Here is a 25,640-nt window from a genome sequence, read left to right as displayed (position 1 = left end):
GACGCCAGCGCCAGCCGCACATCGTCCGCGGCTACTTCGGCGGCCCACACGTCCGCTACGTCCTGGACGAGAACCCCATGAGTTTCTGATCAATAAGTCCCACGATGGCTAGCAGCCGCAAGCCGCGCATGACTCTCCTCCTCCGGTCGAGCTTGCCAATAGACCTCATGCCCATTCCACGCCTTCAGGCAGGGCTTCGCCACTTGAGTTGAGCAAGCGTTCAGAGAAAGAACTCCGCGCGCCGGAAGAGATCGCTGCTCGAAAATTTACGCCAAGACCCACCGCGATATGGTCCGAGCCGAGGAAGACGTTCTGGTCGAGGACGGCGGGATGGCCCTGGCAGCGGGCAAGCCTGGCCACCTGGTCCGGATAGACGTCGGGAACTGCGTGTCGCCGCCGAGGCAGACCAGCAAGTCGGCCTTCACGAGGCGGTCGCCCTCGGCCGAAGGATCGGGAGCGGCTCCCCGAGGGCCGCAGTCAGCCGGTCGCCGCCACCCCGGTCCCCATCGGGCCCTGCAGGGCCGCGCGCACGGCCTCGGGGTCGGCGGCCTCCACCACCAAGTGCAACCAGAACAGCGTCGACGGTGGCTGGCAGCGCTGGCACGTCCTCAACTGGTCTTCCGGCTACGGCCAGCTGCAGAACGTCAACACCGGCCGCTGCCTCGACTGGTCCTCCGACTTCGGCCTACGCACCTAACCACGCAACTACCCCAGCGTCACCAACGGCTACCAGAAGTGGGCGCTGGAGCTCTTCAACACCAGCTACGGCTCCACCATCCAGGTGGTGCGCAACGGCATCAACGCCCCGTGGAACTGCCTTGACGACTCCGAGTACGGCGTTCGGGGTTACCCGTGCAACGATCCGTCGAAGAACTCCGGCTACCAGTCCTGGTGGGTCGACAAGGCCTATCAATGGCCGGCGGGCTGGCCGGGGCAGGGCAGGCGGTACAGGTCCGGGCAGGGAACGCCCTTGCCTGCCGGCCCGTTCCCTTCGGGCGGGGCCCAGTCCGGGCCCCCGCCCCAAGGCGGGTCAGACCGCCATGAGGCGGAAGACGCGAGCCATCACGTCGTCGGCGGTGCCCGTGGGAAATCTCGGTCGGACCACGCCCGAGATCTCCCGCCATCCGCTACCTCGGCCCGGCGCCCACTCTGTCGGCCTCCGGACCGGTCCGCGTCGGCGACATCGAGCTGCGCCTCGCCCACGCCGCCATGACCGCCGGCGCCGTCACCGCCGCCCCCCTACAGCACCCGCGAGACCCCGCCGGCTCTCAAGTACGACGTGCACGCGGAGTCGAGGACGAGACCGCCGCGTTCCTCCAGCTGCAATCGGTGCTGCGGTCCGGGGAGGAACGCCGGGAGCCCACCGGAGGCCCGCACCGCGACGAGGTGCAGCACCCCGTGGAACCGCCAGGCGGGTGATTCGCCGTGCTCGACACCGCCTGCGGGGCAGCCCGGGTGATCGGTCCCCCTGACCAGCCCCTGCCTCCCGGCATGGACACAACGAAAATGCCGACGGGAATGTTCTCGGGGATCCACGCGAGCGCCTTCGAGGCGGTCCGGGACCCGACGGAGGCGCTGCGCTAGCTGTATTGCCCAGGTCAGCAATCCCTTCGACGTCCCGCGGATGGTGCGCTACCGCCTGGGCGACGCCATCGAGACCCTGTCGCAGATCACCCAGGCGATCACCCTGCACGGGTCAGGACTCGCCGTCGAAGGCGGGTGCCGGGGTGACACCGGTGTGCGTCCAGGTGACTCCGTTGGGGGCGGTCTCGCTTGCCAGGCTGCCGTCCTGGTCGAGGTCCTCGTGGTGGCTTCGGTCCTGGGAACGCGGCCGTCGCCGGCCCAGGTGTGGATGGTCTCTACCCGGAGCTGGAAGTGGATCGGCTGGTTGTCGAACGGCTTGCCTGCCAGCACGTCGTAGTCGTTCTGCTCGGTCGCGGTGGCCCCGCTCTGGCGGGTCGTCTCCGTGGTAAGCAGGTGGAAGCGGTTGAAGACGCGTTCGACGGTCCGCTCCGAGCCCCCGACGGCCATGCGCGCGGTGGAGGTGTAGGTGTAGTCGATCAGGACCTGGTGGAGGTTGTCCACGGCGGGGTTCCATACCACGTCCGTCTGGCCGGCGAGGAAGTTGTGCTCGGTGTACTGGCTTCGTCGTCGGCCTCTCCGCTGGCAACACCCACGACAGGCGGGCCCTGAAGCCCATGGTGCTCGGTCACCAAACGAGACACGACCCCCACCGCGGCCGCCGCTTCAAGCCCCAGCGTCTGCATGCCGACAAGGCCTACGACATATCTGAGCTGCGGAAATGCCTTCGAGGGAAGCGGCACGGCGTCCGTATCGCGCGCAAAGGCATCGAGTCATCGGAACGACTCGGGCGGCGCCGGTGGGTGATCGAGCGGACCATGTCCTGGCTGACCGGCTACCGCCGCCCCAACCACCGCTACGAACGCCGTCCCCGCAACTATCTGGCCTTCCCGGACTCACCACCGCCCCCTGCTGCTACAAGCGACTCGTCTGCCTCACCACATAGGACATGGTCCAAGGCCCGGGCAAGGCGCCGCGAGCGCATCAGCCATTACCCGCACTTCCTTTCGTAGGACCGTCTCGAATCGGTGCGACGCCAGGGGAAGGCTGGAGTCCGGGGTTATGTGACGTCCGGGTCCGTCAGACGAGGTGGATCGTGAAGCGCCTCACGACCTTGGGGGTTGTGGCGATCGTATCGGAGTGGACCCAGCCGCGAGCCTTCTTGTACTCCCCGGTGCCGCCGGTGATCGCGTTGTCGAAAGGACCCTGGTCGAGGTAGTTGAAGTACATTCCCTGCACGGTGAGCTGGCCGCCCGGGAGGATGTAGGTCACGACGCACTGCTCCGCTTCATCGGCGCCGCCCCGGGTGGTGGTGCAGGTGCCGTGGGTCTCGCCGACCTTGTTGTGCGCCTCGTCGAAGAGGTCCGAGCGGACGACGACTTGATCGCCCTGCGAGACGCTGCCGGGGGTGACCGGGAAGCGGGTCAGCTGCTGCACCTCGGCCAGGAGTGTGATGATCCGGGCCTTATCCCTGGCCTGGGCGGAACCGGTGTCTGTCGCGGCGGCCGCGACCGGGGTGCAGGCGAGGAGCGTGACCAGCGCGGCCGCACCGAGGCCGGCCGCTCTGATGGGGCGCATCATGCGACTCCTGAGGTTGATGTTCGGGAATGACCGGATAGCGAACTTCCATCCGATTTTGTTCTATTCCCTTCATAACCTCGACTACGCCGCGCCGCGGAGCACCTCGGCACGAACCACCGGCACATCCAGCCGGTCGGACCAAAGTCAGGCGGCGGAGCTCAGTACGAAGGCGAACGGCCGCTCCAGGCGATGCCCGGCCATGAGCTCCGCGTCGGCGACAATCCCGCCCGTTGGCGTCGATGACGCGTCACTGAGGACGACCAAGCGCGAGCAGAGCTCTAAGGTGTGAGCATTCATGTCTTTTTCCCATCTAGGGCTGTTTGAGCGCCATATTATTCCTCATCCCGACTTCTCCTAATGAGCCATGGGTACGAAGGAGTTCGGGATCGAGGGAACTGGTCATCGCGGAGGCGCGTGGGCGGCCCTGGGCCTGTGGTTCGGAAGGCCGATGGTCAGCCCGGATGGCAAGGAGAACGTTCGTCGGGGTCGACATCACCGAGATCTACGTCCACTGGTACGCCGCTCCGAGCGAGCTGGCCGCGTCGCTGGGGGTGGACCGCAAGACGATCAGGAAGTACCCGGAGCCGGCGGAGGCATCCGGGATCACGCCCGGCGGACCGCCGATGCGGGAAGCCGACTGGGCCAAGCTGATCAAGAGCTGGTTCCCCGAGCTCACCGACCGGCGGCTGCGGCAGATCACGCGGCCGGAGATCGACCAGCACCGCGACTACATCAATTGTCCGAGCACGGCCTGCCGGCTCCTCCGCGGCCGAGCGGGAGGCCGCCTCACCGACCGCGCGGACCCTGACGTACCCCGCCGGCATGGGGTAGCCCGTCAGCTGAGCGGATGGCGCGGCTGAGGAAGTGTCGGCGGCCTCGGCCCGGGAGCGACGTCCTGCTCACCGTTGGCTGCGCCGCGGTGCAGATCCCGAGCCGTGGTCACCGCGGGTGGGGTTGTCACCTCTGGTACCGCTGTGTCATTGCCGCGAATGCGGCCTTGGGTTCCCATTCCATGTCGGGGTAAGTCGATCGTATATGCCGTCCAGCCGCACAGGGGCTTTGGTCTTGGGGTCGTGCTCGGCCACTTCCAGAACCCGCCCACCGCGGTCTCCCGCGCCGCGGTAGGCGGCGGTGCCGAACCCGATGCTCGGGCACGGGAAGCTGGTTCTGCTCGTCCGGCAAGGTGATCCTCGGCCGGACCGAGGCGGGGCCCTGAGGCTGGTTCACCCCCTTCGCCCTCCCGCTGCTCCTCCAGGGCCCGGAAGCCCTGAAGGAGCACGCTTCGGGCGCTACTTCTTCTTCGGGGTGAAGATGAGCAGCCGGTCCAGGAGGAGCGAGGAGAGGGCGGGACGGGTGGCGGTCTCGGGCTGCATGTAGGCGCGGGCCACGACACGCAGCGTGCTCGTGTCGACGGGCCGGTCGGTGCCGTACTGCGCGCAGAAGCTGGTGTCGGTGGACGGGAGCGTGGTCACGTGCGGTCCGGAGGGGCCGCTGTCGCCGGCGCGGCTGAAGGTCCAGGCGTAGAGCTTCTCGGCGTCCGGATGGTCGGAGATGTAGTCGTTGGCGCTGCCCTCGAGCTCACGGTTGCCCTGTGCGGCCATGGCCACGGCTGCGTGAGGGTCCGCGTTGACCGTGACGCTGGAGTAGCTCGCCTGCCCGGTGGCCACGTGGTTCGTGCCGTAGGTGACGACGAAGGAGCCGTCCGGCAGGGAGAAGTCGCGGGAGATGGGGTCGTCGGCGTCGTTGGACAGGCCGTCCACACCGGTGATGGGCGGATTGGTGATCAGGTGGTCCTGAAGCCCCGGGTTGGACTCCTCGAAGCCTCGCTGGACCACGTCGTCGTGTACGTCGTAGCCCGGGTGGGCCTCGATGATCCGGCGGCGGAGCAGTTTCAGGCTGGGGTTGAGGTCGAGTTCGGTGGCCCCGGTCCCGGAGACGCGGAGCGGGGGCACGGGCAGCGGGTCGGGGGCGTACACCGGCTTCGTCTGGTTGCCGGAGTCGCTCTGCGGCCGTACCCGCAGGACCTGGAACGGGGGTGCGGCGCGATAGGCCTCCAGCGCCTTCTCGTAGCCCGGGGCGGGCGCGACCGTGCGCATGCCGAGCAGGAACTGGTCGGCCCCCTTGCCGAGGCCGAGCCGGTACATGGCCGGCGGGATCGTCATGTTGCTGGTGGCGTCGCCCAGGCCGGAGGCCCGGAGCATCTTGCCCACCTCGGACCGGGTGCGGCCGTTACCGGTGATCACCAGCGCGAACGGCCGGTTGAAGGGGGACGGACCGGCCGTGCGCACCGTCTTGTTGTTGACCGGGTCGCCCACGGCCGTCCACAGGACCGGGCCGGTGTGCAGGGAGCCCTTGACGTTGGTGAGGTCGAAGGAGAAGTACTCCTCCGGGGGCGGCGTCGTGCCGATCAGGACGACGGCCTCGTCCTGCCGGAGGCGCCAGGTCACGGGCGGGTTGGTGTTGGGTGCCTGGCCGGGCACCTCCGGCATGTTGGTGACGATGTAGGGCGACTGGAGGTTGGGCCACAGCCCGCTGAAGAGGGCGCCTTCGCAGTACCTGCGGTTCAGGTCGAAGACGGCCGCGCTCCCCGACTGCGAGACGAAGCCGGATCTGGCCAGCTGATCCTTGAACCGCTGCACTTGCCGGCCGGTGTCGGCGGGGGGTGAGGGATGCCCGTGAACCGTGGAGAGGGCGGCCGGAGAGGGGGCGGGGGGCGTGGCGGCCACGGCGGCCGGTGCCGCCAGGAGCAGGGCGGCGGCCAGGGAGAGCAGGGCTGGGCTGCGACGCAGCGGGAGAGTTGTCACGTCAGACGCCTATAGGGCCCGCCCCCGCACCACACTCCACCACGCCGCCTTCGCCTCCCGACCTCACCCGTCCGGAACACCCGGCCCAGCGCCGCGGTCGGGTGCCCGCTCTTGCCGATGTCCGAGCCCAAGGTCCCCGCTCCCACAGCACTGGGGGCAGGTTGGCCTGGTCACCCGTGGAGAACCCGGTTGCCCTCCCCCGCGTGCTCGGTGAGGGTCCACAGCTGGTTGACCGAGTGGAGCCAGTAGAGATCCTGCAGCCCCAACCGGGGCGTCTCGTTGAACCCCGTGCTCGACCAGTTCCACAATCGGCCTCCGTGCCGCAGCCGACACCCCGCGCGGCAGATCCATGACCAGGTATAGGTGCCCACCCCCACCGACCGGGCCCTCGCGGCGAACGCGGCCGCCGACCTCCAGAAGGCGATCAGCACCCGGCGCGCGCAGGAGGCGCTGTCCGAGATCGACCGACTGGAGCACCTGCGAGGAGCGCTCGCCGTCCTTGCGATCACCCTCGCCCGCGTCCACGGGCGGCTCGCCTGGTTCCTCGGCGCGGCCGTCACCGCCCTCACCCCGGTATTGAACTGGCGCGCCCTCTCCCCCGAAGGCAGGCCTGCCTTCGGCACCACTCAGGCGGCCCCCGAGCAGTACACCGACGCCGAAGACGCCATCCGGCTGCTCCACCGCACTCTCGTCCGCATCAGCACCGCCGCTGCCTGACACCCGGCCGTACGCAGCTGAACCCCGTCCCCCCCGGGCAGGGCCCCGGCCCGGCCCGGCGGGCCGCCCAGGCCAGCGGACGCGGGGCCGACGCCCTCGAGAGGCGGGGCCGTGCCGGTTGCACCTGGACGCGGGCGAGGCGCTGCCCACCTACCGAGGCGGGCGACGTCGTACGGCAGGGCGAGGACCTCGGGCGGCGTGTGCAGTCGGTGCGGCTCGGCTGGGATCAGCTCACGGCTGTGCAGTAGTGGATGTGCGAGCAGGTCCTCGGGATCGAGCCTGCCGGCAAGCACGAGAAGCCCAAGCGCCGGACGCAGGACGGCAAATGGGCGATGGTCTACGAAGCCGCCAAGCCTTCAGGTCCCGAGGAAGCACGTCGAACGGATCGTCGGCGAGGACCAGGCAGAGCGGGAGCACAAGCTCGGAGCCCGGATCGGGAATCAGCGCAGCAGGGCCGAGACGTTGACGCCGGAGCGGATGGAGCAGCTGTCCGCGATCGGGATGCGGTGGTCGTGACGGACGTCGTCCTCACCGGGCCGCCGCGCTCGCGGCCGACCATCTGCTCGGGCGGCTCCGCCCGTGGCAGCGCGTGGGCGACTGGACGACCGATCAGGTCCGCTTCACCGAGCCATAGGTCCGGGCGGTGCTGACTGTCACCAGTGAGTTGCAGGAAGATCAGGCCGAGAGCCACTGGTTCTCGCCCGAAGTGCCAGCCAGCCACGGCAGGTCCAACAGCAGCGCCCTTCGCACTCCCGTCTCGACACAACCCAGGGCTGCGCAGCAACAGCTGTGCAGCCCTGACTTGGTACGCCTCAGGGTCCGCCGATGTCACCGGATCAGACCCGCATTCGCCGTTCCGGTCGGTGCCGAGCCCGGTCCCCTGCGTTGTACGGGCGGAGTAGGGAAGGTCAGGCCGGGGTGATGTTCTCGGCCTGGGGGCCCTTCTGGCCCTGGGTGACGTCAAACGTCACGCTCTGGCCCTCCTGGAGCTCACGAAAGCCAGTGGAGTTGATGGCGGAGTAGTGGGCGAAGACGTCCGGACCGCCGCCGTCCTGGGCGATGAAGCCGAAGCCCTTTTCCGCGTTGAACCACTTCACAGTTCCCGTAGCCATGTCTCATGCCTTCCAGTCGAGTACGCCTCCCACAACGTGTGAGAGGCGGAGGTGATCGCCTTGGTCCCTGCGGCACAGCACAGCAAAACGCCCACGCCGACGGCGTGGGCAAAGGGAACTTCCGAACCACGACAGCTGACGCAGACGCTACACCCCCGCACACGCTGTCACCACAGGAAACGACTACACGTCGTGGACCGTGTGCGGGTAGGCCCGCCGCAGGGTTTGCAGGCGCACCCACGTCACGCCGCGACGGTGGGATTCGCTGATGGGGCGGCACGGCGGTACTCGGCGTTGAGGCGCTGGGCCTCTACGAGCTGGTCCTCGAGGATGACGATCCGGCAGGCCGCCTCGATGGGAGTGCCCTGGTCGACGAGTTCCCGGGCCCGCGCGGCGATGCGCAGCTGGTAGCGGGAGTAGCGGCGGTGACCACCGGCGGAGCGCAGCGGGGTGATCAGGCGGTGTTCGCCGATGGCGCGGAGGAAGCCCTGGGTGGTGCCGAGCATCTCGGCGGCCCGGCCCATCGTGTAGGCGGGGTAGTCGTCGTCATCGAGTCGGCCGAACGAGTCATCTGCTGTCATTGAACCTCTCTGCGGAACACGTGGAGGGGCCCGGGAGCATGTGGCTCCCGGGCCCCGAAGGAACTGCTACACCATCTGCCGACCCTAGTCCTGCGTCGGCCTTCTGTTTCCGCCCGCCCGACCTGGCTGCTGCCGGGAGTGCGCGGATCGCGGCTGCGTGACCGGAGACCACCTCACTATCGATGTCCTGCGGTACCCGGACTCGCGTGGCGTCCGGGCGATCCTGATGGCGCCTGGTTCCTCCGTTCTTCCCTCTGGATCCATCACTTACCAAACGGGAACTGCGTACTGCTGTTACTGCCAACTGCTTGTACTGCCGGTGTTGCGTCCTGCTGGTGGCCTCTTTCAGCGCCACTTCGACAGCCAGCCCCGTTGCCCATCCTGCGTCTGCTCTGGCTTGGAACCCCACTGCCGAACCTCCCGGTGCGCGCGCCCGCAGCCGACGCCTTCACCGAGGTACTGCTCACTCTTCACTGCTGGGTACTGCGAACTGCACTTACTGCGGGTACTGCTCACGGCGGCCCCTGATCACTACGGGCCGCCCGGTCCGGTCACCAGTCCCGTCGCCGTCCTGCAACCAACCTGGCTTCGAGACTCCGTCACCGAACCGTCCTGCGTACTGCAACCACGGGTACTGCGGCGCTGCTGCCCGGCAGTTCGTCTCTGCCGGGCCCTTCGATCTCTCTGGCTACGAGAGAAACCATAGCTACACCACAGCTGAATGTCTACTCTGGCCGACATAGATTTTCGAGCATTCGACGATGAGGTAATCGACCTCGAACAGCTGCACCGAAAGGCCCGGGCGGCCGCCTCCCCCGGGTTACCCGCCACAGACCGGGGCGGGCCTTCCTCGGACCGCCTCGTACGCCCGATCGAAGCCGAAGCCGCCGGCACAGTGGTCCCCGTCGTCTCGGAACTCGTCACGAACGCCCTGCGCCACGCCGACGGCACATGCACCCTGGACCTGACCGCCCACCCGGACAGCATCGACGTGGCTGTCCACGACCTCAGCCCGCAGGCACCGCGCATGCGCACGCCCGATCTGAACGGCGGCACCGGAGGCTTCGGCTGGCCCATCTGGTCGAAGACAGGCTCGTAATGGGGCGTGGCAGGGGGCTCCCTTGGGGCCGCTCGCGGTGGGCGGCGGCCCGAAGGGAGCGGCGGATCAGCTGGTGCGCGGGGTGGTGTGGGTGTCGCCGGATTCGAGGGCGAGCTTGCGCAGGATGGGCCCGTACTCGGGGTGGGCCAGCGCGGTGGCCATCTGTGCGACGAGGTAGTCGGCGGGGTTGCCGGCCGGAGATGGCGTCGGTCAGGTAGATCTCGCCCTGGCGGTGCTCGTGCCAGCGGCGGGTCGCCGCGTCATGCGCCCCGGCGGCATCTGGACCTCGGTGAAGCAGCGGTCGAGGTCGGGCACGTAGCGGATCATGTAGTCGGTCATGACCCGGTCGAAGGAGTCGTCGGCGCTGCCCTCGATCCACGTGCACGCAGTGGCAATGCCGTTCATCCGGGCCCGGGCGCGTCCAGGACGGCGGGAGCGACGTCGAACTCGGTGATCGTCCCGTCTGCGAGGTGGGGGCGCAGGTGCTCCAGGACGAAGGCGTTGCCGCAGCCGAGGTCGAGGAGGTCCTCGTCTCCGGTCAGGGCCAGGTTGTCGATCACGTGGCCGGTCATGGACGTCGGGTTGGTGCGGAAGCGGTCGTGGACGTCCCGCTTGACGTCGAGCATCCGGGTGTCGTTGAAAAAGCGGTCGCGGGCGGTCTCCATGGAGAACGCGAAGTGCCGCTCGGGGATGACCTCCTTGGCAAGGGCGTCCAGGGCGGGGGTGCGGAAGTCGGTCCGGCTCGTAACGGGTCTCCTCATGCTTGGTGTTTCAGGGATGGATGGGCGGTGGGCCATTTGACACCCGCGTACTTGTGGGGCAGCAGGCCGGCCAGCGGGGTCAGCGGCTGCCCGTTGTCGGGCAGGACGATGCGGATGTGCGGGGCGTGGTCCAGGAGGAGCTCGCGGCACAGTCCGCCCGGGGGCATCACGCGGGCGGGCGGCGGTTCGGTGGGTTGGGGGAAGCGGACGGCGGCCACCGCAAGGGGGCCGGCGCTGGGCGCTGGTGACCAGGCGGGCCGCGACAGCGCCCCGGCCTCCGCGCAGACAGCCGCCCGTCCGACCATCGCGTCCACGTGCAGGCCCGGGCGCACCCGCCCGTCGGCGTCCAGGACCGCGGCCGCGATCTGGGGGCGGGCCAGCACGTAGCGGTCCCGGATCGTCTCGAACGCGGCGGACACCAGGTCCCGGGCGGCGGGGTCGGTGTAGCCGCTGTCCGGGTTCGGGACCTCGTCGGCCCGCATCAGGCGGCCGCCGCGGTCTTGTCCTGGTGGATCTTGGAGGGCTGCGGGCCGCGGCTGTCCTGGTGCTTGCCGTCGTAGAGGATGATGTCGCCGTGGACCCGGGTGAAGGTCACCTGCCCGAGCCGGTCGCCGGCATACACCTTCGGCGGCTGCACCGTGTGGAGCTGGAAGGTGCTCGCTCCGATGGAGCCGATGTCGATCAGGTCGGCCGTGCAGTGGACGAACGGGCCGGACCGCGCCCGACCGGCCGCTGATCCGCGGCACGTAGTGGTTCTGCCGATGACCTCGGCGTGGGCGCCGAGGTAGATGCGGTGCGGCTCCGGCAGGAACCCGCCCCCCGGGGATCTCGACCTCGACGAAGGGGTTCTCCGCCTGGATGGCGAGCACATCGCCGGTGTAGTGGACGAGGGTCGGGCCCAGCGTCAGGTCGTAGGAGTTGGGCTGGACCCGCTTGGGGTCGAAGGGGTCCAGGACGAGGCGGCCGCGCTTTCGCTCGGCGTTGATGTCCGGGCCGGTCAGGATCACAGCGGGTCTCCTCAGGTGTGGGGCAGGGGGCCGAGGCCAGCAGCCCGGGCGGGGGAACGGTGGCTTCGTCGATCCGGCCGAAGCAAGCCCGTGTAGGGCAGCCGGCTGCCGGTGGCCACCGCGAGCTGACCTGGCCGATGACCCGGCCCGCGTACACGCGCACCGGCTGGACGGTCTTCAGCTCCACCTCCAGCGGTGGCAGGCGCCGAGCTGGCCCAGGTCGGCGCTGTACTGACGAACAGGCCCATCCGGCCGACGGAGGAACGGCCGATCAGCGAGGCAACGATCTCGGTGCTGCCGATCGCTCCACCGTGGTCCCCAGGTACACCCGACTGAGTGCCGGAGCCTCCGGGCGGGCGAAGACCGATGCGGCGGCGGTGCCCCTTCCGCCGTCCGCGTGACCAGGTGGAGCAGCGGGGTGAGCTGGAACTCGGCGCGGCGCGGGCGGCCGGGTCGTCACGGCTTCAGCTTGTCGGCCTCCCGGATTTCGTGCAGGTGGATGAGGACCTCGAAGGACTTGGCGATCGCGATGTCGCGGGGCGTCTCGGGGAACTGCGTGCCGATGTTGAGCGTGGGCCGGGCGACGTTCAGCCAGGCGCGCGCGGCGGCCGGAGCCTTACGGACGTCGAGGTAGAAATCCTGGTAGCGGACCTGGTCGAGGGTGTACTCGTTCCTGCCGGCCTCGGCGGCGCCCACGGTGAACTTCTTCCAGTCTCCGCCGAGGGCGGCGTCCTTCGACAGGAACGAGCCCTGGTTGAAGGTGAAGCCGATGGGCAGGTAGTTCTTGCCCATGGTGTCGCGCAGGAACGACCCTTGCGTCTTGGGATAGACCTCGGGGTTGTCGGAGGCGTAGCCGACGTGGTTGTTCTGCGCCGAGACCAGGACCTTGCCGCCGGTGTGCTTCTGCCACCACGTGACGTTCTGGGCCATCACCTCGTCGCGGAACTTCTCGAAGTCGGGCAGCGACTTGCGGTCGTCGGGGTTGATGGTGAGGAACTTGGCGGTCTGGGCGATCGAGCGGGCGTTCTGCTCGGCCCAGTCGAACGCGTCTTTGCCGGAGCCCTTCCGGCTGCTGACCAGTTCCAGGGCCTGCTGGGCCCTGGCGGCGAGTTGCTGTCGTTCCGCAAGCGGCTTGCCCAGGTAGGCGAAGACGTCGTCGATGGGCCGCAGGCCGGTGTAGAGCTCGTTGAGCCGCGGCAGTGACTCGGGGTGGTTCTTCTCCACGTAGTCGGTCACCCGCGCGAAGAACGCGTCGTTCAACGAGGGGGCGCCGATGTCGTCGCCCATGAAGTGCACGGGGCGGTCGGGGTGGTGGCAGTTGTAGTCGCGCATCCACTCGATGAGACTCACGAACTCCTCTCGCTCCCAGGGGGAGTTGGCGAGGGTTTGGTTGGCGACACTGCGGGCGTCACCGCCCTTGCCGGTCTGGAGGTAGTCGTCGATCTGGAGTCCCGCAGACCAGCTCAGCTCCAGGGCGAAGGTGGTGAAGCCCTTCTCCTCGACGAGGTGGCGGAAGACCCGCTCCTTCATGGTGAAGAACTCGTGGGAGCCGTGGGTGGCCTCGCCGAGGCCGACCACCTTGGCGTCACCGACCATTGCGGACAGGGCTCGCAGGTCGGCCGTACTTCCGCCGGGTTCGGTCGTATGCAGCGGGTGGGCCGCCCGCTCCAGGGCGCGTATCGGGCCCTGCTTCCCGGCGGCCGTGTGGACCGTGTCGGCGGTGGCCGCCTGGACCGACACCGGGACGAGTACTGCCCCCGCGGCGGTCGCCACCGTCGCCAGCAGCAGGCGGCGGCTGATGCGCTTCGTGCGAATGGTCATGCGTTCTTCTCCTTCGATCGAATGTGTGGATATCCGAGTGATCCATGCCGCGATTCGTTCGCATCGGGCAGCGGGCAGCCGCCGGACGTCTCCGGGGCCGGCCCCCTCCGGAAGGCGCGTGAGACCACCACTGTTCGTGGCCGTCCGAGCACTCGACCGGCTGGAGGTTCTAAAGCTGTTCGGGTAGTGGACGCTCCGGGCTCGTTCGTCGGCACGCGGATCCCGGGAACTCCCGGCGGGGGATCTCGGGTAGCTCCGTTACAGCACATCACCGGAATGCGCGGGGATTGTCCGCTCACAGGACGAGAAGCCGTACGGGGCCCCGGGACCAGCCATGTGCCGGACGGGACCCTGGTCCTGGTCCGGTCTCACCCTCGACGCGGACCCCGAAGCCGCTGCCCCGGGGCAATGGCACAGGCGGGCGCCTGGGCCGGACGGACCGTCGTTGGCCACCACAGCGGAGAACCAGAGAGGACCTCCATGGCGACGCGTAGCAGCGCCCTGTCTTCGCGGCGGGGACTGCCCGGGATCCTCTCCCCGCCGGACGCCGTCGTCCTGACGTGGACCCGGAACGACGCTCTGCTGACCGTCGGCGCGGCGGTCGAAGATCAGCACCCGGATCCGTGTCCGCCCCCAGTCGCGGCCGCCCTCACCCTGGCCCGGGAGATCAAGGCCCACGCCCCGCACTGTCGCGTGCTGTTCACCGTCTACGAGATGAAGCGGCTCGACCGCGACGCCGCCGAGCTCACCGCGCCGGCCGACCACCTCACCGCCCACGGCCTGCTCCTGGAGATGCCGGGCGGCCCGCTGCCCCGCATCTGCGACCCGGGCGGCCCCGGCAGGATGCTCGTCGGGTTCTTCGCCGCGATGGCCGAGACCGAGCGCGAGAGCATCCGCGAGGCCGCTCTCGAAGGGCTCGACGCCGCAGCCCGCAAGGGCAACCACGGCGGCCGACCGCCCGTCATCACCGACGACACGCTGCACACCGTGCTGCGGCGCCGGGCGGCGGGCGAGTCCGCAGAGAAGATCCAGTCCGATCTGATCATCCCCACCGGGAAGCGCAAGGGCCAGAACCCCGGCCTGGCCGGCAACTACCCGGCGCTCGCCGAACACGAGAAGCGCCAGGCGTACCCCGAAGCCGTCCAACAGGCCCACGCCGACTTCGCCGCCCTCCGGGCCGAAGGTACCTGACGGTCACTCTGAGCTCCTTGTCACCTCTCCGGAGCCTCGGGAGGACAGGGCCAGGCCAAGGGGCACCCGCCTTGTCACCCGCTGATCGTCCACATCGGCGGTGCGGGACCGGTACAGCGCGACCGCGTCCGCCAGGCTTCATCTCCACAGGGACTCCGTTCTCCTGGACCATCAAGATCCAGGTCTCTCCGGTGTCCGAACTCCGAGGTCAAGGCCCCCGGAGATCCCGCTCGCGGTGAAGTCACGGGTGAAGTCACGCTGGAGGATGCCGTCCGACCGTGTCTCGGCGCGCTTGCAGATCGCCAGCAGGTTTGATGATCATGGGTCCACTGCGATCGTCGGCCCACATCGATGGCCATCGCGGTGGTGCGGTCGCGGGGACCGCCGTGCGGCACAACGCCTGCGACTCCCCCGGACCCACGCCACAGAATGCGACGTGAGAGAGATTTGATGCGAGCAAGAATCGCCAAAACCGCGGTGGCCGCTCTGCTGGCCACCGGTCCTGCTGCCGTGATCACCGCCGCCACTGCCTCTGCCTCCGAGGACACCGGCACCGCCATCTCGGCGGTGAGCACTTCAGAACAGCAGGGGGAGGCCGCCTCCAGCGAGACCGATCTGCCTCTTTCCGTTCGCGCTCCGGAACCGGGCAGGACGACGGCACCGCCTCCGGAACCGGGAATTACGACGGCAGTTCCCCCGGAACCGGGCAAGACGACCAGACCCCCGAAGCCGAAGCCGGGAAAGACGACTGCAGCACCCCCGAAGCCGAAGCCGAAGCCGGGCAAGACCACGGCTGCACCCCCGCAGCCGGGCAAGACGACGCCAGTACCCGCGAAGCCGAAGCCGAAGCCGAAGCCGGGCGAGAGCTACGAGGGAACAGCGGACTTCTTCTCCAGCAACGGGTTGGCCGGGGCGTGTGGCCGGGCCTTCAACGACCACGATTTCGTTGCCGCGCTCGACTCGTCCATGTTCGGAGCCGGGAGCCCGGCCCCTCACTGCGGCAGGAAGGTCATCGTCACGTACAAGGGAAAGTCGATCGTCGCGACGGTCCTTGACGCCAGCCCGACCGCGCAGAGGCGCGGCCTGGACCTGACGCCCGCCGCATTCACGGCACTCGCCCCCCTCGACCAGGGAACGATCAACGTCACCTGGCGTTTCGCGGAATAGCCGGCTCGCCCGCCACCGGGGCGTCGCAGCCGTCTTGGACCCCGCGCCAGCCGCCATCGCACGTGTGCGCTAAGGAAACCGAGGACCTTTGGTGTTTCCGCGAGCGGGTCCGGCTCCAGGACCTCCGGCGCACCCGGGACCCGATCCCCACCGAGGAGCAGTTGATCGCCACGCGGGCCGGGCGGCGGCCCTCACCGGCGGCGCCGCCGGACTGGCCGATCCATCACGGCATCGGCACCGGCCGACCGCCCGTGCGCGTGCACCATGAGCCCCGAGTTGCGCGTGATCGTCTCCCTGCCCGATGACAGGGCGGCCGCCGCGTCCGCGTCGACGGGGAAATCCCTCGGCCGGGCCGCGGGCCGGCTTCGGGTTCGGGTCGTCGTGGCTCGTACCGTGTACCGGCCGCGCAGCTCCGCGTCCCTGACCATGCCTCCCAGCGTCCCGGCCACCACCGACAGCACGGGCTTGCCCAGGGTCACCCGAGGCCCACGCTGTCGACGGGCGCCTTGCCGTGGCAGAGCGGGAGCGCCGGCCGCAGGCCCTCTCGACCGTCGCACCGGCCCCCTCCGGGCGGTCGCGCTCGACCGCTTCTCCGTCCCTACTCGTCCCCGCTGTCGGTCCCGTTCAGGCTCCGGCGCCGCTTCTTCGCGGAACGGCGCACCAGCTCGCCAGCGGTGAGCGTCATGGCCGCCACTGCACGGGCCCACCGGGGCCCGCCGCGCTCCGCCCACACCACACATGCGCATCCGCCGACGGCGAGCGTCAAGACACCGAGCAGCACCAGAACGAGCACGTTCCCCACCTCCACCTTCGTTCACACGATCCGGCTGATCGTCTCAGGTCGCGAGGGGTGCTCCGACCGTGTCCGGCTGAAACGCCGCCTGGGTTGGCCCGCTCCTGCGCCACCTCACCTCGCGGGGCACCGGCCAAGAACGGGTGGTAGCAACTCCTGGCCGTCAAGCCCTCCTGCCGCCCGGTGAGGGTCTCCTGCCCGAGGACGCCATCGGTGCGGCCGAGGGCCGGCGGACGAAGACGGTCAGCTTCCCCCGGCCCCGCTGCCAGGTGGCGCTATCATCTCCGCGCGCTCCGACCGCCTCCTGTGCCGGATCGCCGGGCCGGGGATGGGCTGCCGCTTCCGGGTCGTGAGGCGGAGCGACCGGCCGTCGGGGCCGTCAGTCCTGGCCCGGGAGGCCGCGGTCGGGGGCGCTCATGTCGCCCGTGGCCGGTGTTCCTCCGGCGAGGCCGTAGCGGAGGTAGACGATGCCGTTCGGGCTGGCCACCGGGGGTGCCAGGAGGGTGAGGTTGGTGGGGACCGCGCCGCCGTCGAAGACCTTCTTCCCCACGCCGAGCACGATCGGGTGCACCCACAGGTCGAGGCCGTCGAAGAGCTTGTCACGCAGCAGGCTCTGGACGAGGTCCAGGCTCCCGACGACCTTCACCTGGTCGTGGCGGTCACGGATCTCGCGGACGGCGGCCGCCAGGTCCGGCCCCAGCTGGATGGACCGGGCCCAGGGAAGGTCCGGCTTCCCGCGGGAGGCGACGTACTTCGGGACACGGTTGAAGAGGTCGGCGATCTCGTTGTCCGGGCCGCCACGCTGGTGCGGCCAGTAGCCGGCGAAGATGTCGTAGGTCCGCCGGCCGAGCAGGAGGGCGTCCGTGCCCTCGTAGGCGGCGGCGATCTGTGCCCCGGTGACCTCGTGGAAAAGGGGTGCCTGCCAGCCTCCGAACGGGAATCCCCGCGGGTCCTCGTCGGGGCCGCCGGGCGCCTGGCCGACCAGGTCGAGGGTCGCGAACAGTTCGATCTGGATGAAGCCCATGGTGTACTCCCCGGGAGTCTCGTCTCGGAATCGGTTGTTCCCGTCGAAGGGATAGACCCCCCTGGCGCCGCGAACTCATCGCCGCGTCGGAACCCGACGTCGCAGCCTCACGGGCCCCCCGGCCTGGACCGTGCCGCTGCAGGACGGTGCAGGCACACCGCCTGCGAACGGCCCGGGCCTGGTGTCCGGCGGGTCAGCGGCCTGTGAGGTCGTTGCCGAGCGCGTCGCGCAGGTCCTGGAGTTCGGTGACGAGGGCCTGGCCGGTCTGGTTGACGGGGGTGAGGCGGTCGATGACCGCGCGGCTGCGGACGGTGTCCTCCGCGTTGATGCGCTCCATGATCTGGGCCAGTGTCGACTTCAGGCGGGCCTGGTGCTGCGCGTGGTGGTGCTCGACCGCGTCGATCAGGAGCCTGCCCTGGCTGTGAGTGACCCTCTCGAAGGCGCTGCGGGCCTGCTTCACGTGTTCGTCGATCATGTCCTTGCGTTCCTGCCGCGCCCTTTGGACCTGGGAATCGCGGTCCTTGAGGAGGTCCGTGACCTTGGCGATGGCGATGGCCGTCAGGACGGCTGCGCCGGCGGGGACCGCGATGGTGGCGAGGCTGAGGCTGGTCGTGAGCCATACGGCCCCCGCCGCGAGCGGACTGGCGACGCCCAGGGTGTTCGCCGCGGCCTGGACGACCCCGTAGGCTGTCAGCGGCTGGCGGCCGTCCGTCCGCATCGGGAAGTGGCTCGTGTCGAGTGGTTCCGGTGCCACCAGCTCGGAGCCGGTGTCCACCCCGAGTTCCGCGCGCAGCAGCTGCCGGGCGCTCGCGTCGAACTCCCTCAGCTCGCGTTCCCACGAGGTGGCCGGGCCGGCGGGCGAGGTCATCCACCGGCTGAACAGCTGAACCTGGAGGACGTCGACCTCGTTGGCGTGCTCGGCGCTCAGGTTGCCGCGGTCGATCGGCGGGTCGAGCTGTCGGTGCAGTACGTCGGCCAGGCCGCTGAAGGGGCCCCTCGCCGCACGGATCCTGCGCTGCAGCTCGCGTCCGAGTTCGGTCAGGATGCGTTCCAGCGAGCGCTCCGCTCCCGCGATCCGGCTGCGCAGGCTGTCCCGTTGGACCTCGAGGTCCTCCACGGCCAGCTGGTGGGTGTCGAGCATGTCGGCGAGCTGGCGCTGGCGGCGCCGGACGAGCCAGCGCGCCTCGTCGGCGACCTGGCGCAGGTGTGCGTGGCCCGCGCCGGATTCCATGAGGTTCCGGAGGTGGTCGCGCAGGGGCTCCATGCCGCTGAGCCGCCCCAGGGTGTCGCCGTCCTCGCCCTGGACCTTCTTGAACGTGCCCTCGGCCTCCCAGGCGGCGGAGACCGGGAGGAACCCCTCACCGATGAACTGCCCGCCGGGGGATCCGAAGTGCGTGCGCAGGTAGGCGTTGTTCGTGGCCAGCACGCTCTTCCAGGCGGCCTGGCCCTGCTCCCGCTGGGTCGCCAGGTCGATCCCGCTGAGGACCCACAGCACCTTCTTGTTCGCGTTGCTCTGCATGTGGTGGGCGTAGAGGTCCCGGATGAGGTGGAGCTCGTTGGCGGTGAGCGCCGAGGTCGCGTGGCTCACGTAGATGAAGCAGTCGGCCTTGGCCCACGCCTCCCGCATGATGATCTCGTGTTCCTCGATCGGCGACTCCGAGCCGGGCAGGTCGAAGAGTTTGACCGGCAGGCGTGCGTCGGCGAGCAGTACCTCGATCGATTCGACCCGGAGGTTGATGTGTTCGCGGCGCCGGTTGGTGATGTCGCCGTCCACGGACCCGTAGGCGGACACCACGGCCGGCGGCAGGTCCGTTCCGATGTCCTCCACCCTGCCGCCGGCGAACCTCACGCGCAGCAGTGCCCGGCCCGTGGGGGGCTCGGAGAGCTCGTCCCCGACGGGGACGACCGTGCACGGGCATGCGGTGGTCGGGCGCGCCGAGGACGGAAGGACCCCGAGGAACTCCGCTGTCGGCATCCCGTCCTCGTCGGTGACCGGGACGTACTCCAGGCCTCCCTGGAGGCCGCTGATCAGGAAGCTCTTGCCGGACGACTGCCGTCCGAGCAGGGCCACGTTGAGCATGGAGGACAGCACGCGGGTGCGCAGGGCCTCCATGCGGGCGGCGTCGTCGGCCAGACCGGCCTCGTCGGCGAGGAGGCCGCGCGGGCCGTCCTCGTCGCATAACCAGCGTTCGCAACGGCTCAGCAGGTGCTTGAGTTCGTCCCGGGCTTCCTCTACAGGCATCATGCGGTACTTCTACCGCAGAGCGCCGGCACACATCAGGGAAACGGGTCCATCACCGGGGCGGCCCGGAAGGCGGAGCGCGGATCGCCGTTCAAGGTCGCGGACATCAGGCGGACGTGGGCGCAGGTGTGTTCCCACGCGGAGCGGCCGCCCTGGCGGATGCCTCCGCCAGGACGGTCACGGGGGGGCGGGCGCGGCGCATGAGGACGCACTGTCCCGACCGGCGGCGGCCGGCGGGCGGAGGGCGGAGGGCAGTCGAACCGGCCGCCCGTGGCATCGCGGCGTCGCGGCGTCGCACGCGGCCCTGGGGTCGGCATGCGTGCCCTCGGCGGTGCGGGCGCGGCTGAGGGCGACGGTCCGCAGGGCCGTTCCCGAGGCCGCTTCGTCCCCGTCGGTGCTGGTGAGGGCCAACGCGGGAGGGACGGGGACGAAGGGCGGGCGGGGCCGGTGAAGCCGGGGGCTGCGGCGCCGACACGGCCGCGGCGGGATCACGCAGCACGACGCCGGTTCGTCGGACACGGCAGAGGCACCGCCGCGGTCCCGCCGGTCCGGAAGGGCTGCACAGGGGCTCGGGGGGCGCGACGGCGCAACCTCGCGAGTGACCGCACGGGCCGTCCGGGCAGTTGGCATACTTCGTCCCCGTGGACCAGTTGATCGCAGCAGACCCGACGCACATCGGTCCGTACCGTCTGATCGCCCGGCTGGGTGAGGGCGGCATGGGCCTGGTCTATCTGGGGCGTTCCGAGGGCGGGCGCACCGTCGCGGTGAAGGTCGTGCAGGCCGAGCACGCCGGGCACCCCGAGTTCCGCGGGCGCTTCGCCCGGGAGGTGGCCGCCGCCCGGCGGGTGGGCGGGGACTGGACGGCGGCGGTGCTCGACGCCGACCCGGGGGCCGCCGTGCCGTGGGTGGCCACGCAGTACATTCCGGGGCCGGACCTGCGCACCGTGGTCGCCGAGGACTTCGGGCCGCTGCCCGAGTACTCGGTGCACACCCTCGCCAACCGGCTCGCCTGTGCCCGAGTACTCGGTGCACACCCTCGCCAACCGGCTCGCCTTCGCCCTGCGGGCCGTACACGGGGCGGGCCTGATCCACCGTGACCTGAAGCCGTCCAACGTGCTCGTCACCGTCGACGGCCCGCGCGTCATCGACTTCGGCATCGCGCGGGCGATGGACAGCCTCACCGGGGACGCCTGCACACCCGCACCGGCATGCTCATCGGCTCCCCCGGCTTCATGTCTCCGGAGCAGGTCCGCGGACGGCGAACTCACCCCCGCCAGCGACGTCTTCTGCCTCGGCGCCGTCCTCGTGTACGCGTCCACCGGACGGCTCCTGTTCGGCGCCGCCGACTCCGGGCTGAACGCCCACCTCTTCCGGGTCGCCGAGGAGGAACCGGACCTCACCGGCGTTCCACAACAGCTGGCCGGCCTCGTCCGCGCCTGCCTGGAGAAGGACCCGGCCGCCCGGCCGACCCCTCAGGAAATCGCCGACCGGACGGCGGTCGAAAGCGCCGGGGAGTGGCTGCCGGGCGCGGTGCTGGCACAACTCGGCCGCCGCGCAGCCAGGTTGCTGGACTGGGCCCCCGAGACGCCCCCGGTGGAGCCTCCCGCGCAGCCGGACCCCCGCGTTCCCTCCGTGCCGCGCCAGCACCAGCACCAGCCGGTGCCTGCGCCACCGCCCCCGTACGCGCCCACGGTCCCGGCCGCGGCGCAGTCCGTCGCCGCGCAGAGCTTCGGGCCGCTCGCGGACGCCCCGCCGGCCCCGGCGGCGGCCCCGCACCCCAGGCGTTGGTGGGGCCTGGGCGTGATCTCGCTGACGCAGCTGCTGGTCCTGCTCGACGTGATGGGATTCAGCACCGCCCTGCCGACCGTGCGGGCCGATCTCGGCTTCGCCGACGACGGATTGAACCCGGTCACCGTCTACGTGTTCGCCTTCGCCGGGCTGCTGCTGCTCGGCGGGTACGCATCCGACCTCCTGGGCGCCAAACGGGCCCTGATCACCGGCCTGGCCGGCTTCACGATCGCGTCCGTGCTCTGCGGCTCGGCCGACGGCCCCGGCCTGCTGATCGCGGCGCGCGCCCTGCAGGGCGCGTTCGCCGCCCTGCTGACACCGTCCGCGCTTTCCCTGGTGTCCACCGGCTTCACCGACCAGAGGGAACGCGCTCGTGCCTTCGGGATCTACGGGGCGGTCGCGGCCGGCGGCGGGGTGCTCGGGGTGCTCGTGGGTGGCTGGCTCGCGGAGCTGGCGTCGTGGCGCATGTCGCAGTACGTCTCCGTCCCGCTGGCGGCGCTCACCCTGACCGGCGCGGCCACCCTGCTGCCGGGCCGCCCGCCGGGCGACGTCGCCCGTTCCGACCGGTTGGGCGTGCTGCTCGGTTCAGGCGGACTCGCCGTCCTGGTCTACGGCATGGACGAGGCCGGCCGGCTCGGCTGGACCACTCCCCCGGCCCTTCGCCTCCTGGCGGCGGGCGCCCTCCTGCTCACGGCCTTCCTGTGGAGGCAGACCGCGAGGTCCGGTGCCCCGTCGGCCGGGTCCCTCGGGTGGGGCCGCGACCGCCTCGGGTGTGCCCTGACGATGCTCCTGACCGGCACCGGGTTCCTCGCACTGCTCCCCGCGCTCACCGTTCACCTGCAATACGTCTACGGCTACGCCCCGGGCATGACCGGAGTGATGCTCCTTCCGCTGGCCGCCGCGGCCGTCATCGCCGCCACACAGGTCTCGGCGCGCCTCCAGGAACGCACCGCGCCCCGCGTGCTGATCGTGTCGGGGCTGGTCACCGCTGCGGCCGGGATGCTGATCCTCGCCTGCGCCGACGCCGGCAGCGCGTACGGGCCCCATCTCCTCCCCGGCATGCTCCTCACCGGATTCGGCGGCGGCCTCGCCTTCGGGCCGCTCTTCGCCACCGCCACCTCCGGCGTCGCCCCGCAGCACTCCGGCGCGGCCTCGGCGGTCGTGGTCATGGCCCAGCAGGTGGGCGAGGCGATCGGTGCGGCGCTGCTCGTGACCCTCGTCAGCGCTCGTCTGGCCGGTTCGTCGGAGGAGAGCCAGTCCGACCAGCTGGTGCACGGCTACACCGACACCCTCTGGTGGGCGGCCGGCGCGCTGCTGTTGGCGGCGCTGGTGGCCGGCCTGCTGGTCAGGGGCCGGGCGCCCACGGCGGTCGGTGTGAACGTCCGGTGACCGGCGCCGACCTGCCGGAACGCCTGGACGGCGGAGGGGGCGAGGTCCACATGCTCGGGTGGGCGGTGGCGCGCGGGGCGCCGTACGCGGGGCCGTGCCCGGCGGCCGGACCGGGGTGCACGAGCCGGTACCGATCGCCCGCCGCGAGGGCGGATCCTGAAGCGTCACGCGTCGGCCGGGGCGGCGCAGGCCTCGACCTGGTCAGTCGAGACGCAGGGGGACGACGGCTTCGCGAGCAGTCTGCTCCACCGCGGAGCGGGCTGCGGCGTCTTCTCGTTCCGCATCCCCACCGCGGCTGGGCGGCAGCAGATACCTCACGCTTACGGTCACGTTGGCCACACGGACCAGAGCAGCAGCCTCGTTGCCCGGTACCGACACGGTGCTGGCTTCGTCGCCCAGGCCGGCCACCGTTACGGTGTGTGATCCTTCCTCCTCGATGTGGCGCCGGTTCATGGCCTGCTGTTCGCGCGCGGCGTCGGTCGCGCTCCCACCCATGGTCCCCCGCCATTGGGCGAGTTCGTACTCGATCCAGAGAGTCGCGCCGTTCTCCGCATCCCGCCACACGCAACGAGCTCCGGGACCGAGACCGGTTTTCGGTGGGTGGTCGCCTTCGCCGCCGGCATGGGGGGTCAGGCGGGAAGCGGCAACGGCTCCGACAATGCATGGGGCGGGCAGTCGCGAGGCCTCGTGACGGCCCGGCCACCAAGGTGCGTTCCATGGGCGGTCGGCCACCGCGGCGACCGCTACCAACACCACCGTGAGCATCAGCCACGCGCGTCCGTACGAACCGGACGGCGGATGCGCCGGTGCGGAGCCGTCGCCACCCGCTCCATCGCGACGCGTAGCGACCTGTCCGTACACGGTGAGAAACACCGAAACCCCGAGCAGCAGGCTGAGCCACCAAAGGGCCAGTTCGCTGCCCAGCAGGCCCCGGCTGTGGAACCAGCGGCTCGCCGCCACCTTCTGACTGCAGTCTGGCCCCGGTCGCCCGTCACGTCACAGGCCAGGGGGGAAGTGCGGCGTCCGGGCCTGTGCGGTCCGCCTGGTCACAGGATCAGGGGCAAGGCCTCCGTCGAGTGGGACGCAGGTCGGTGGGGACCCTCAGTGGTAGGCCCAGAGGTAGTAGTAGCCGTCGGTGTGCGGACCGCGGCATTGGGTCCGCCACCCGGTGGTATAGGTCATCCGGGTGGCATACGAATGGCACTCGATCTCCCAGTAGTACCTGGCTCCGGTGTACCGCCACCGGGGCGCGGCGCCGGCGGCATCTGCGGTGGTCGCCTGCACGGCACGGGCGTCGACGTTCGAGGACGTCCGGATCGGCACTTCGTTCACGACACCCGTGGGCGCGTGCGCCGGAAGGGCGGAAGCGGCGTACGCGGCCGTGGGTTGCACCGCCAGGACTGCGGTCACGGCACTCCCCGTGAGGATGCGTCGGAGGTTCACGGTTCTCCCTCGTTTCGTTATGGGCTCGTCGCCTCACCGGCGACAGGACAGCGCGTGGACGCAGTTGTTCCACCGACCAGTTGCGTCCGGCACGGGTTTCACGTCGCGACGCTGGGCGCCGCGCGGCGCATGTCCAGATTGCTGCGGAGCCCGGGCGGCCGCCTTGTACAAAGGCGCACTCTGTTCGTACAGAGCAAAATGACACGACATACCGGCGCGGGCGGGCCGCAGACGGAGGTTGAAGCATCCATGGAATCGAGGACCAAGGGCGAGTGTGTGGAGCGTCGCGCTTCCGAGCGATTACGGGCTCAGGTGGTGGTGTACAGAGGCCATCGCGTCACGCGGCCCGGGCCCGTCAGGCTCACCCTCCCCTCGGCCACGGTGACGTTGATCCTGGGCTGGGGAGATCCCCTGAGCCTCTTTCACGAGGCCGGGAGTGCCCCGGCAGAGCGAACAACGTGGCATGCGATGCTCGCCGGTCTGCAGACGGCGTCTATCAGGGGCGGCTTCGGGGGTGTCGCGGAGGCGGTCGAGGTGGAGTTCACTCCCCTCGGGGCGTACCAGTGCCTGCGGCTGCCACTGCACCACTTGGCCAACGCTCGCCTGCACCCGGATGAGGTGCTGGGCGCCGGCTGGTCGGCCAGGCTCACCGAGCAGCTCATGACGAGGCCGGATTGGGAAGGGCGCTGGGCCGTCATCGACAACGCCCTGGCGAGGCGGATAGTGGACGCTCCACCGCCCTCGCAGGTGGTTGCCGAAGCGTGGAGCCGACTGCGCGCCTGCCACGGGCAGGTATCCGCCAAGGAACTGACCGCCGCCACGGGCCGCGGCAGGCGGCGGCTACAGATGCTCTTCCGCGAGCAGATCGGACTGCCGCCGCAAACCGTCAGCCGGATACTGCGGTTTCAACGTGCGCTCACCCTGGAGTCCGGCGCCTGTCGTTCATTGGCTGACCGGGCCACTCTGTGTGGCTACTACGACCAGGCGCACATGAGCCGCGACTTCCGCGACCTTGCCGGACTCACCCCGGCACAGCTGTGCCTTCTCGCCGACCGTTCCGCCTCCCGAGGCCAACCCCCGACCGAAGGGCGGCTGGCCAATGTCTTCGATCGTTGAGGGTGCGTCTCGCACTCCGTCTGCCCGATGAACGCCGACTGGCCGAACGACGTGGTCCGCGTTCCACTGAACTTGATCCTGTGATGCCGGTGCCGTTCGCCTGCCAGCCGGTTCGACGCCGGCAGCCCTGAGACATGAGGTACGCGTAGGGCGGCGGGCTGGCCCGGGAGAATCGCGCGAAGATCGCCGCTTCTCGTCGGATCGGGTGACGGGCGGCCGGTCGGCAGCGGCATCGCACCTGCTGCCGACCGGCCTTGCCCGACGGTGTCAGAAGAGGCCCGGCAAGTCCGCCAGGGACACGATGAACGGCACTGCCGCGGTGACCGCTCCCCGGCAGACCACGCGCCCACCGGCGCTCATTCGGCAGTCTTTCTGTCACCGGAAACGAGGATCTGGAGCGTGTACGACACAACGTCTTCCCCT

23 protein-coding genes and 4 pseudogenes are annotated in these 25,640 nt (G+C 70.2%); 9 read left to right on the top strand and 18 right to left on the bottom strand.

The genetic code is table 11. The features are described 5' to 3' along the window. Nucleotides 1-1,632: 1,632 nt before the first annotated feature. Complete coding sequence (locus ACFY15_RS30730) at nt 1,633-2,085, bottom strand: hypothetical protein (RefSeq protein ID WP_390826449.1); 453 nt, start codon at nt 2,083-2,085, stop codon at nt 1,633-1,635. A gap of 62 nt (nt 2,086-2,147) precedes the next feature. On the opposite strand from ACFY15_RS30730, the pseudogene ACFY15_RS30725 reads away from it, so the two are divergent. Then, nucleotides 2,148-2,527: pseudogene (locus tag ACFY15_RS30725) on the top strand (transposase); the annotation flags it as partial. Between the two features lie 134 nt (nt 2,528-2,661). Here ACFY15_RS30725 and ACFY15_RS30720 read toward each other — a convergent pair. Continuing rightward, entirely contained in the window at nt 2,662-3,162 is a 501-nt protein-coding gene (locus tag ACFY15_RS30720) for a hypothetical protein (protein WP_390826448.1), read from the bottom strand. A 461-nt stretch (nt 3,163-3,623) separates the two neighbouring features. On the opposite strand from ACFY15_RS30720, the gene ACFY15_RS30715 reads away from it, so the two are divergent. Continuing rightward, entirely contained in the window at nt 3,624-4,022 is a 399-nt protein-coding gene (locus ACFY15_RS30715) for a hypothetical protein (RefSeq protein WP_390826447.1), read from the top strand. Between the two features lie 429 nt (nt 4,023-4,451). Here ACFY15_RS30715 and ACFY15_RS30710 read toward each other — a convergent pair whose 3' ends face one another. Then, nucleotides 4,452-5,966, bottom strand: coding sequence for a hypothetical protein (locus tag ACFY15_RS30710; RefSeq protein ID WP_390826446.1), 1,515 nt, complete (start codon nt 5,964-5,966; stop codon nt 4,452-4,454). Nucleotides 5,967-6,329: 363 nt separating this feature from the next. On the opposite strand from ACFY15_RS30710, the gene ACFY15_RS30705 reads away from it, so the two are divergent. Beyond that, nucleotides 6,330-6,683 (top strand): hypothetical protein, encoded by a 354-nt coding sequence (locus tag ACFY15_RS30705; protein ID WP_390826445.1) that lies wholly within the window; start codon nt 6,330-6,332, stop codon nt 6,681-6,683. Between the two features lie 908 nt (nt 6,684-7,591). On the opposite strand, the gene ACFY15_RS30700 is transcribed toward ACFY15_RS30705, so the two are convergent. Together ACFY15_RS30700 and ACFY15_RS30695 are read right to left on the bottom strand one after the other, a co-directional pair. After that, nucleotides 7,592-7,795 carry a cold-shock protein gene (locus ACFY15_RS30700; protein ID WP_189598916.1) on the bottom strand — a complete coding sequence of 68 codons (204 nt, stop codon included), beginning with the start codon at nt 7,793-7,795 and terminating at the stop codon, nt 7,592-7,594. A 242-nt stretch (nt 7,796-8,037) separates the two neighbouring features. Further along, nucleotides 8,038-8,376 (bottom strand): MerR family transcriptional regulator, encoded by a 339-nt coding sequence (locus tag ACFY15_RS30695; RefSeq protein ID WP_390690118.1) that lies wholly within the window; start codon nt 8,374-8,376, stop codon nt 8,038-8,040. 721 nt (nt 8,377-9,097) lie between these two features. Here ACFY15_RS30695 and ACFY15_RS30690 point away from each other — a divergent pair. After that, a complete protein-coding gene (locus ACFY15_RS30690) occupies nt 9,098-9,475 on the top strand; it encodes an ATP-binding protein (RefSeq protein WP_390826444.1) in 378 nt (125 codons plus the stop codon). 66 nt (nt 9,476-9,541) lie between these two features. Here ACFY15_RS30690 and ACFY15_RS30685 read toward each other — a convergent pair. The 8 genes and pseudogenes from ACFY15_RS30685 to ACFY15_RS30650 form a co-directional block, all read right to left on the bottom strand. After that, a pseudogene (locus ACFY15_RS30685) lies at nt 9,542-9,728 on the bottom strand (UTP--glucose-1-phosphate uridylyltransferase); the annotation flags it as partial. Further along, nucleotides 9,686-9,880: a hypothetical protein gene (locus ACFY15_RS30680; RefSeq protein WP_390826454.1), complete on the bottom strand. Its 195-nt coding sequence runs from the start codon at nt 9,878-9,880 to the stop codon at nt 9,686-9,688. The gene ACFY15_RS30680 and the pseudogene ACFY15_RS30685, both read right to left, overlap by 43 nt. Then, the gene (locus tag ACFY15_RS30675) at nt 9,877-10,236 is read right to left on the bottom strand and encodes a hypothetical protein (protein WP_390826443.1); all 360 of its coding nucleotides are present in this window, start codon (nt 10,234-10,236) and stop codon (nt 9,877-9,879) included. The genes ACFY15_RS30680 and ACFY15_RS30675 overlap by 4 nt, the downstream gene beginning before the upstream one ends. After that, nucleotides 10,233-10,718, bottom strand: coding sequence for a hypothetical protein (locus ACFY15_RS30670; protein ID WP_390826453.1), 486 nt, complete (start codon nt 10,716-10,718; stop codon nt 10,233-10,235). The genes ACFY15_RS30675 and ACFY15_RS30670 overlap by 4 nt, the downstream gene beginning before the upstream one ends. Continuing rightward, nucleotides 10,718-10,873: a hypothetical protein gene (locus ACFY15_RS30665; RefSeq protein WP_390826452.1), complete on the bottom strand. Its 156-nt coding sequence runs from the start codon at nt 10,871-10,873 to the stop codon at nt 10,718-10,720. Before ACFY15_RS30665 ends, ACFY15_RS30670 begins: the two co-directional genes overlap by 1 nt. Nucleotides 10,874-10,876: 3 nt before the next feature. Beyond that, nucleotides 10,877-11,107, bottom strand: a pseudogene (locus ACFY15_RS30660) (dCTP deaminase); the annotation flags it as partial. A 37-nt stretch (nt 11,108-11,144) separates the two neighbouring features. Further along, nucleotides 11,145-11,243, bottom strand: a pseudogene (locus tag ACFY15_RS30655) (dCTP deaminase); the annotation flags it as partial. Between the two features lie 456 nt (nt 11,244-11,699). Beyond that, a complete protein-coding gene (locus ACFY15_RS30650) occupies nt 11,700-13,064 on the bottom strand; it encodes an erythromycin esterase family protein (protein ID WP_390826442.1) in 1,365 nt (454 codons plus the stop codon). Nucleotides 13,065-13,544: 480 nt separating this feature from the next. Between ACFY15_RS30650 and ACFY15_RS30645 the strand changes: the two genes are divergently transcribed. Together ACFY15_RS30645 and ACFY15_RS30640 are read left to right on the top strand one after the other, a co-directional pair. Beyond that, nucleotides 13,545-14,255, top strand: coding sequence for a recombinase family protein (locus tag ACFY15_RS30645; RefSeq protein ID WP_390690113.1), 711 nt, complete (start codon nt 13,545-13,547; stop codon nt 14,253-14,255). A 477-nt stretch (nt 14,256-14,732) separates the two neighbouring features. Beyond that, complete coding sequence (locus ACFY15_RS30640; RefSeq protein WP_390690112.1) at nt 14,733-15,422, top strand: RlpA-like double-psi beta-barrel domain-containing protein; 690 nt, start codon at nt 14,733-14,735, stop codon at nt 15,420-15,422. A gap of 598 nt (nt 15,423-16,020) precedes the next feature. Here ACFY15_RS30640 and ACFY15_RS30635 read toward each other — a convergent pair. The 3 genes from ACFY15_RS30635 to ACFY15_RS30625 all read right to left on the bottom strand — a co-directional run bounded on the left by ACFY15_RS30635 (nt 16,021) and on the right by ACFY15_RS30625 (nt 19,484). Beyond that, entirely contained in the window at nt 16,021-16,224 is a 204-nt protein-coding gene (locus ACFY15_RS30635; RefSeq protein ID WP_390690111.1) for a hypothetical protein, read from the bottom strand. A gap of 370 nt (nt 16,225-16,594) precedes the next feature. Beyond that, nucleotides 16,595-17,239: a dihydrofolate reductase family protein gene (locus ACFY15_RS30630; protein ID WP_390690110.1), complete on the bottom strand. Its 645-nt coding sequence runs from the start codon at nt 17,237-17,239 to the stop codon at nt 16,595-16,597. 193 nt (nt 17,240-17,432) lie between these two features. Further along, the gene (locus tag ACFY15_RS30625; RefSeq protein ID WP_390690109.1) at nt 17,433-19,484 is read right to left on the bottom strand and encodes a hypothetical protein; all 2,052 of its coding nucleotides are present in this window, start codon (nt 19,482-19,484) and stop codon (nt 17,433-17,435) included. 638 nt (nt 19,485-20,122) lie between these two features. On the opposite strand from ACFY15_RS30625, the gene ACFY15_RS30620 reads away from it, so the two are divergent. Then, nucleotides 20,123-20,578 (top strand): hypothetical protein, encoded by a 456-nt coding sequence (locus ACFY15_RS30620; RefSeq protein WP_390690108.1) that lies wholly within the window; start codon nt 20,123-20,125, stop codon nt 20,576-20,578. After that, entirely contained in the window at nt 20,493-22,658 is a 2,166-nt protein-coding gene (locus tag ACFY15_RS30615; protein WP_390826441.1) for an MFS transporter, read from the top strand. The genes ACFY15_RS30620 and ACFY15_RS30615 overlap by 86 nt, the downstream gene beginning before the upstream one ends. Before the next feature lie 201 nt (nt 22,659-22,859). Here the strand turns inward: ACFY15_RS30615 and ACFY15_RS30610 are convergent, their stop codons facing one another. Beyond that, nucleotides 22,860-23,618 (bottom strand): hypothetical protein, encoded by a 759-nt coding sequence (locus ACFY15_RS30610; protein WP_390826440.1) that lies wholly within the window; start codon nt 23,616-23,618, stop codon nt 22,860-22,862. Between the two features lie 141 nt (nt 23,619-23,759). Beyond that, on the bottom strand, nt 23,760-24,068 hold the full coding sequence (locus tag ACFY15_RS30605; protein ID WP_390690105.1) for a hypothetical protein: 309 nt from the start codon (nt 24,066-24,068) through the stop codon (nt 23,760-23,762). A gap of 414 nt (nt 24,069-24,482) precedes the next feature. On the opposite strand from ACFY15_RS30605, the gene ACFY15_RS30600 reads away from it, so the two are divergent. Further along, nucleotides 24,483-25,217, top strand: coding sequence for a helix-turn-helix domain-containing protein (locus tag ACFY15_RS30600; RefSeq protein ID WP_390826439.1), 735 nt, complete (start codon nt 24,483-24,485; stop codon nt 25,215-25,217). Nucleotides 25,218-25,640: the final 423 nt, after the last annotated feature.

This window comes from Streptomyces sp. NPDC001373, assembly GCF_042895815.1.
In the GTDB taxonomy this organism is placed as follows: Bacteria; Actinomycetota; Actinomycetes; order Streptomycetales; family Streptomycetaceae; genus Streptomyces.
The sequence above is the reverse complement of the archived record's forward strand: the minus strand, read 5'-3'. Positions and strand labels throughout refer to the sequence as shown.

Excerpts from the sequence above, each read along its gene's own strand:
- ACFY15_RS30720 (WP_390826448.1), bottom strand. The coding sequence starts at position 3,162 with ATGATGCGCCCCATCAGAGCGGCCGGCCTCGGTGCGGCCGCGCTGGTC.
- ACFY15_RS30715 (WP_390826447.1), top strand. The coding sequence starts at position 3,624 with ATGGCAAGGAGAACGTTCGTCGGGGTCGACATCACCGAGATCTACGTC.
- ACFY15_RS30700 (WP_189598916.1), bottom strand. The coding sequence starts at position 7,795 with ATGGCTACGGGAACTGTGAAGTGGTTCAACGCGGAAAAGGGCTTCGGC.
- ACFY15_RS30695 (WP_390690118.1), bottom strand. The coding sequence starts at position 8,376 with ATGACAGCAGATGACTCGTTCGGCCGACTCGATGACGACGACTACCCC.
- ACFY15_RS30690 (WP_390826444.1), top strand. The coding sequence starts at position 9,098 with ATGTCTACTCTGGCCGACATAGATTTTCGAGCATTCGACGATGAGGTA.
- ACFY15_RS30680 (WP_390826454.1), bottom strand. The coding sequence starts at position 9,880 with ATGAACGGCATTGCCACTGCGTGCACGTGGATCGAGGGCAGCGCCGAC.
- ACFY15_RS30675 (WP_390826443.1), bottom strand. The coding sequence starts at position 10,236 with ATGAGGAGACCCGTTACGAGCCGGACCGACTTCCGCACCCCCGCCCTG.
- ACFY15_RS30670 (WP_390826453.1), bottom strand. The coding sequence starts at position 10,718 with ATGCGGGCCGACGAGGTCCCGAACCCGGACAGCGGCTACACCGACCCC.
- ACFY15_RS30650 (WP_390826442.1), bottom strand. The coding sequence starts at position 13,064 with ATGACCATTCGCACGAAGCGCATCAGCCGCCGCCTGCTGCTGGCGACG.
- ACFY15_RS30645 (WP_390690113.1), top strand. The coding sequence starts at position 13,545 with ATGGCGACGCGTAGCAGCGCCCTGTCTTCGCGGCGGGGACTGCCCGGG.
- ACFY15_RS30630 (WP_390690110.1), bottom strand. The coding sequence starts at position 17,239 with ATGGGCTTCATCCAGATCGAACTGTTCGCGACCCTCGACCTGGTCGGC.
- ACFY15_RS30625 (WP_390690109.1), bottom strand. The coding sequence starts at position 19,484 with ATGATGCCTGTAGAGGAAGCCCGGGACGAACTCAAGCACCTGCTGAGC.